We start from the raw sequence: 6837 nt of genomic DNA on the forward strand, positions 1-6837 counted from the left end.
TGTGCTCGATCATGGATACTTCGCCATCACAACGGTTCGACATCGCCAACCTGAGCGTTGTGGGCGCACAAACCCTGCTATGGGCCACAACGCTGACCTGGCTGTCCCACACTCAGTCAGGCGCCTGGAAATGGCTGGTGCTGATTCCGTTCTGCCTGATCATGCAGGGCGTCTTCTCCATGATGCACGAGGCCTTTCATGGTCTGGCGCACAGCAGAAAAACCACCAACTATTTGATCATGTGGTGGGCGTCAACCTTGTTTGGCGCTTCTGCCACGCTGATCCACATCAACCACCTGGGGCACCACTCGCGTAATCGCACCCGCGCAGAACTGGCTGATTTCGCGATGCCCGACGAATCCCTACTGCGAAAGCGGCTTGAATATTACTTCGCCGTGCTCGGCGGAATATGGCTGGCGGCGTTCATTGGCAGCCTGTTACTTCCTTTGCTGCCCGCACGTATCGCTGATCGATGGGCGCAACGGGGTGAGGTCAATACCTATGCGGCCGCGTTCAAAGACTTTTCCGTCCAGGATTTTCGGCGCATTCGCCTCGAAGTCGTCGCCAGCGTGAGCGCCTGGCTGCTGGCTGCCCTGGTACTGGGTTGGACATGGCACGTCGTGCTGATTGCCTACATTGCGTTCGGTTTTTCATGGTCATCGCTGCAATGGGTCTACCACATGCGCACACCGCTAGACGTTGTCGAGGGGGCCTACAATTTGCGCGCCCCCCGTGTGGTGCGCTGGGCCTTCCTGAATTTCAACTACAACCTGACGCACCACCGGCATTCGTCCATGCACTGGCAGCATATGCATGCCGCCTCCAATCTCAAGGAAACGCGACCTCTGTGGTACGGCTGGTTACAGGTGTTCAGTCCGCCGCAGCGTATGCCTGACGATGTGTCGTCGCTCGACAAGACCTATTTCTGATGCGACCTGCCAATCAATCAAAACGTGCGCTGTGGCGCTCATTCGCTGACGGCGCACAGTCCACCCTCGATCACTGGCACGCAATGTTCGAGGAGCCTGAGCTCACCCAGCAGCGGATACTTCAGCGTTTGCTCGCCGCCAATCGCGACAGCGCGTTCGGGCGCGCTCATGAGTTCGCCTCCATAACCGATTCGACCCGGTTCCGCGAACAGGTTGCAACGCAGACCTACGCGCAACTTGCGCCTTGGATACAGAGGGCCCAACGTGAGTCGGGGCCGATACTGACCCGCGAGGCGCCCTTGTTTTTCGAGCGCACGAGCGGCAGCAGCGCTGTTCAGAAACACATTCCCTACACACGCTCGTTCCTTGGCGAGTTGCAGGGTGCGCTGACCGTATGGCTTGCCGATATGCACCGCCAGATCCCCGAAATAGGCGACGGCAGCGGGTATTGGTCAATGTCGCCGCCCATGCAGGCGCAGGCGATAGCCGAAAATGGCATCGCCATCGGTTCGACCAGTGACTTGGCCTACCTGGAGGGCAGTGCGATTGCTTCATTGGCGGGTACGTTGTTGATGCCCGACCTGGTTGAGGACGCAACGCACTGGCGCAGGCAAACACTGTTGGCGCTGGTGGCCGCTGAAGACCTGAGCTTTATCAGCGTCTGGAGCCCGACCTTTCTCACCAGCCTGTTGCAACCGCTGTTTGACGTCGACTCGGCCGATAACCGCCATGTGTTTGACTGGGTGGAGACTCAGTTGCCCGCGGAGCGTCAACAGGCGCTACGCCATGCCAGAGCAACCGGGGTGTGTACCCGCCTGTGGCCACGATTGGCAGCAGTCAGTTGCTGGATGGATGGGCCTAGCCACGGGTACGCAACGCGATTGGCGTCGCATTTTCCTCACGCCCGGTGGCTGCCCAAAGGCTTGCTCGCCACCGAAGGCGTGCTCAGCATACCGGTGGGCGCCGGGCCGGGTTGTCCACTGGCAATCGGCAGTCACTACCTGGAGTTTCTCGACGAAAACGGCTCGTCGTGTGGCGCCCACTCGCTGCGTATGGGTGAGACTGTCCAGGTACTTTTGACCACCGGGAGCGGGCTGTATCGCTACGCCCTCGGCGACAGGGTTCGCGTCGTGGGTCACACCGGACGCACACCCCGCGTGGAGTTTATAGGCCGCGCCGCCAACACCTGTGATCTGGTGGGAGAGAAACTGGATGAGCCATTCGTCGAGCGTATTTTGCAGGCTTGCCTCGACACAGCCGACGACGCTTGCCTGGTGGCCGACGCACAGGCCTCGCCAGCGCGCTACACCGTCTTGTTGGCAAGCTCTGCCACGGGCGACGTCAACGGTCCTGCGGACGCAATCGACCGTGCGCTACAAGCGTCCTTTCACTACGCACAAGCCCGAAAACTGGGGCAGTTGGGGCCAGTCTGCGTTCGCGTCGTCAGCGGGGGGGCGCAACGGCTTGCAGGATTGTTACAACGGGCTTCTGAAATCGGCGGGATTCGCGCTGGCGATGTAAAGCCCGGCCGACTGATCAGTCGGCTGGAAACTGCCCGAGCCCTCCTTGCCCTGATGGAAAAAGATCTGTGACTGAACCCGCGAACCGCGAAAATCCAGCGCCTCATGACGCGACGCTCGAACACTGGTACGTGGCCTGCACCGCAAGGGAATTGAAGAGCAAGCCGCATCGCGCCACGATCCTGGGCCTTAATATCGTGCTGTTCCGGCAGAAAAGCGGGCAAGTCGTTGCGCTCCTCGATCAGTGTGTACACCGGGGCACGCGATTGTCGGCAGGCAAGGTCGCTGACGACTGCCTTGAATGCCCTTACCACGGCTGGCGTTACGATGCGCAGGGCCACGTGGTCCATATTCCGAGCGTCGACGCCGATAAGGCCTCGCCGCGATCGCCGGGCTACCGCTATCGGCAACGGCACTTCGCGGTGTGCGAGCAGGACGGTCTGGTCTGGGTCTACACCGGCACGGGCGATGCCCATGCCAAACCGATATTCAGGTTGCCTGCTTACGGTGAGCAGCCGTGGCAGTCCTACTTCATGCTCAATACCTTCGAAGCAGACGTGGGCAGCCTGGTACAGAACTTTCTGGACGTGCCCCACACGGTGTTTGTCCACGAGGGTATTTTCAGGTCAAGCAGTGGCAGAGCGATGGAGGCGACGCTGGCCTGCAAGGCCCACAGCATCGAAGTGTCTTACCACGACGAAGCCGACAAGATCGGCATCCTGCACTGGCTGACCAATCCGGATGCCGAACCGCTTGTTCACACTGATCGATTTCTGGCGCCCAACGTGACGTTTTGCGACTACCTGTGGGGGCAGCGCTCGGGATTTCTGATCGTCAGCCAGATCACTCCGGTCAACGAACGTCAGTCCAGGGTCTACACCTATATCGCGTACCGCTTTCCAGTGCCGCGCTGGATGCTACGGCTGATGCGTCCGCTCATCCATCTTTATACGCACCTCGTTATCCAGCAGGACGTGAAGATCATCCGTGCCCATCGGGAAGGTCTGGATAATGTAGCGAACTTCAAACCCTGCAATGTTCCGGCCGATGCCATTCATGTGGGTGTCGAGCAGATGCTGGCGGCGGTGAAGCGTGGCGAAGCCTTGCCGCCAGCCCAGCACCGCGAGCAACGAATCAGGTTTGAACTCTAGGACTGGGCACCGACCAGTCGTGGCTGCACTGAGTCCGCGAGCCGGGTCAGGATCAGGCAGCACGACACCGCGCCGGCGTCCAGCACACCGATCGAGCGTTCGCCCAGGCGACTGGCACGCCCGATTTTTGCCATCAAGTCCCTGGTCGAGTCGCGCCCCTGCGAGGCTGCGCGTTTCATGGCTTCCAGCGCATCGTTGAAGGAAGCCCCTGAGGCGTGAGCCTGTTCGAAGGCTTCGACGGCCGGGATCAAGGTATCCATCAGGCATTTGTCACCGACTCCGGCTTCGGTGATGTCCTGCAAGGACGTCAGGCCGCCGCGCAGCAAGTGGGCGAAGGTATCTGCGTCGATCTGTTCGCTGCCACGCACCTCATCGGCCATGCCGATGAACAGGCTGCCATACAACGGGCCCATCGAGCCGCCGATGCCTTCCATCAGGCTCAGCGTCAGCTCATCGAGTGCTTCGGCGAGGGTTAGTTGTCGACCTTCAATGCTGCGCCCGCAGTGGGCGAAGCCTTTGGCCATGTTGATGCCATGATCGCCGTCACCGATGGCGCCGTCGACTTCACTGAGGTATTCGCGGTTGGCCACGATCACGGTGACCAGATCGGTGATGATGGCACTGCCGTCGCGGCTGGAAAAATGCTGGCTCATGGTTCACTCCGCCTGGGTCATGCCGATGGAGCGGCAAGGGTGGTCGATCAGGGTTTTCAGCTCGGCATCCAGGCCCAGCAAGGTCAGGGTCACGCCCATCATTTCCAACGACGTGAAGTAGTTGCCGACATAGCAGCGATGGATGTTCAAACCGCGAGCCTTGAGCAGGCGTTCCACTTCGGCATAGAAAATGTATAGCTCCATCACTGGCGTTGCGCCGAGTCCCGACACCAGCACCACGACGCTGTCGTCCTGAGTGAAGTCGCGGTCGGCGAGAATCGGTGCCAGCATGCGTTCGGCCATTGCCGCGGCGGATTCGATGGGGATGACTTCTATCCCGGGTTCGCCGTGGTGGCCGATACCCAGTTCCATCTGGCCGTCCGGGATCTGAAAGTTGGGCTTGCCGACTGCCGCGATGGTGCAGGGCGTCAGGCCGATGCCGATGGAGCGGCACTGATCGACGGCTTTCTGGGCAACACGGATCACGCCGTCCAGGTCGTAGTCCAGCGCTGCCGCAGCGCCGCCGGTCTTCCACATGAAAATTTCCCCGGCCACGCCGCGACGCTTGGCAATGTCGGCTTTAGGTGCCGAGGCGACGTCATCGTTGGCAACCACGGTCCGAATCTGCAGATCCTTGCTGGCGGCCATTTTCATCGCCAGCTTCACGTTCATGTTGTCCCCCGCGTAGTTGCCATACAGGCACGCCACCCCAGCGCCATGATCGGCTGTGCGGAACGCGTCGAAGAAACTCTTGGCGGTCGGTGAAGAGAAAATTTCGCCCACCGCCACGGCATCGACCAGACCAGGCCCTACGTAGCCCAGAAAAGCAGGTTCGTGCCCCGAGCCGCCGCCAGTGACGATGCCGACCCGACCGTGGGGTGAAGACGTGGTTTTGCGAATGACTCGAGGGTTGCTGTCGCCCTGGGACAGTTCAGGGTGCGCCACCAGAATGCCGCGCAGCATATCCTCGACTACCTGGTCTGGATCATTGATGACTCGATTCATAACGCGATTTCCCGTGTTCTTTTTATGAGGAGTGTGCGTATTACGGTTCCAGTACGACTTTCAGCGACTTGTCGCCGCGCTCCATCACGGCAAAGGCTTCCTTGAAGTCGGCGAGGGGGAATTTGTGAGTGACCACGTCGCGCATGTCTATTTTGCGATTGCCAATGAAATCAATCGCGCGTGGGTACATGTAGGGCCCCAGGTGTGAGCCCAGTACGTCCAGCTCCTTGCGGTCGCCGATGATCGACCAATCTACCGTGGCCTCATCGTTGAACACACTGAATTCAACGAAACGTCCCAGCTTGCGCAGCATTGCCAGGCCCTGGTTGACCGCTTTGTGGTGCCCGGTGGCTTCTATATAAATGTCGCAGCCGTAGCCGTCGGTGATCTCGCGAATCTTTGCCAGTACGTCGACCTCGGCCGGGTTCCAGACTTCATCCGCACCCATGCGCAGGGCGAGGGCGGCACGTTCGGGTTTCATGTCCAGGACGATGAGCTTTTTCGGGTTGCGCATCCGCACCGCGCCGATGATGCCCAGGCCCAGCGTACCGGCCCCGGCAACCACCACCACGTCATCGAAATCGACATTGGCGCGCTCCGCCGCGTGCAGCGAGCAGGCCAGTGGTTCGATCAGAATCGCTTCATCCGGGGCGATAGAGTCGGGCACCTTGTGAATGATGCCTTCCTTGGTGAAGATCATGTACTGGGCCATCGCACCCTGCACGTTGTTCTGGAAACCGTACAGGTCATGCTTCTGGCACATCCAGTACTGCCCGTGATTGCAGAAGCGGCAGCCCCAGCAAGGCACGATCTGTTCGGAAATCACCCGGTCGCCGACCTTCACGCCGCGCTTTTCCGCACCCGGGCCGAGGGCAACCACGCGACAGACAAACTCATGGCCGGGAATCATCGGCGGTTTGACGTAGCGCGGCTGCTCCGCATCGCCCCAGAACGACGGCGCGCCGCGATAGGTCTTGATGTCGCCCATGCAGATCCCGCACAGCTCGACCTTGGTCAGGATTTCGTCCGGGCCCGGTGTGGGGACGTCGACCGTTTCAAGCCGATAGTCTTCCGGGCCATGACAGACCACGGCCTGCATGGTGGCCGGGATCACGGGCGACAGTTGTTCGGCGGTGCGTTCGGTAGCGGTGGACATGACGAAAACCTCGCAACGTAAAGGGATTACTGAATGCTGTAGCCGCCGTCGATCAGCACGTTCTCTCCGGTGATCATGCTGGCGACGTCGCTGAGCAGGTACAGTGCCAGCCCGGCAATTTCTTCCGGCTGGGCAAAGCGGCCTGCGGGGATCTGCAACTTAGCCTTTTCACCCAGCTCGCCTGCCCAGGCCTTTTTGCCCAGCGCGGTTTCGACGATGGTGGGGGAGATGGCGTTGACGTTAATGTGCGGCGCCCATTCCATCGCCAGCACTTTGGTCATGCCGACCACCGCTGCCTTGCTGGCGCAGTAGGCGACGTGGCGGTCCAGGCCGATGACGGCGGCTTGCGAAGCCAGATTGACGATGCGTCCGCTGCCTTGGGCAAGCATGTGCCGGGCGCAGGCCTGGGACACGAAGAAACTG

General features: G+C 60.6%; 7 protein-coding genes. 3 read left to right on the forward strand and 4 right to left on the reverse strand.

Going from position 1 to position 6837, the window contains the following annotated elements; translation table 11 throughout:
* The first annotated feature begins 11 nt into the window (after window positions 1–11).
* From ALP40_RS06245 to ALP40_RS06255, 3 genes are read left to right on the forward strand one after another with little or no spacing between them, the layout of a single operon-like run.
* Window positions 12–929: a fatty acid desaturase gene (locus tag ALP40_RS06245; protein ID WP_122207407.1), complete on the forward strand. Its 918-nt coding sequence runs from the start codon at window positions 12–14 to the stop codon at window positions 927–929.
* Window positions 929–2521, forward strand: a complete 1593-nt coding sequence (locus ALP40_RS06250; protein ID WP_122207408.1) for a GH3 auxin-responsive promoter family protein — start codon at window positions 929–931, stop codon at window positions 2519–2521. Before ALP40_RS06245 ends, ALP40_RS06250 begins: the two co-directional genes overlap by 1 nt.
* Window positions 2518–3600, forward strand: a complete 1083-nt coding sequence (locus ALP40_RS06255; RefSeq protein ID WP_122207409.1) for an aromatic ring-hydroxylating dioxygenase subunit alpha — start codon at window positions 2518–2520, stop codon at window positions 3598–3600. Before ALP40_RS06250 ends, ALP40_RS06255 begins: the two co-directional genes overlap by 4 nt.
* On the opposite strand, the gene dhaL is transcribed toward ALP40_RS06255, so the two are convergent.
* The 4 genes from dhaL to ALP40_RS06275 form a co-directional block, all read right to left on the reverse strand.
* Window positions 3597–4253, reverse strand: a complete 657-nt coding sequence (gene dhaL, locus ALP40_RS06260) for a dihydroxyacetone kinase subunit DhaL (protein ID WP_122207410.1) — start codon at window positions 4251–4253, stop codon at window positions 3597–3599. The two genes, ALP40_RS06255 and dhaL, sit on opposite strands and share 4 nt — an antisense overlap.
* 3 nt (window positions 4254–4256) lie before the next feature.
* Entirely contained in the window at window positions 4257–5258 is a 1002-nt protein-coding gene (locus tag ALP40_RS06265; protein WP_122207411.1) for a dihydroxyacetone kinase subunit DhaK, read from the reverse strand.
* Between the two features lie 40 nt (window positions 5259–5298).
* The gene (locus ALP40_RS06270) at window positions 5299–6414 is read right to left on the reverse strand and encodes an alcohol dehydrogenase catalytic domain-containing protein (protein ID WP_122207412.1); all 1116 of its coding nucleotides are present in this window, start codon (window positions 6412–6414) and stop codon (window positions 5299–5301) included.
* A gap of 26 nt (window positions 6415–6440) precedes the next feature.
* The coding region (locus tag ALP40_RS06275; protein ID WP_122207452.1) for an SDR family oxidoreductase at window positions 6441–6837 on the reverse strand (397 nt) is incomplete at its 5' end.

The organism is Pseudomonas viridiflava, from assembly GCF_003702045.1.
Taxonomy (GTDB): Bacteria; Pseudomonadota; Gammaproteobacteria; order Pseudomonadales; family Pseudomonadaceae; genus Aquipseudomonas; species Aquipseudomonas viridiflava_C.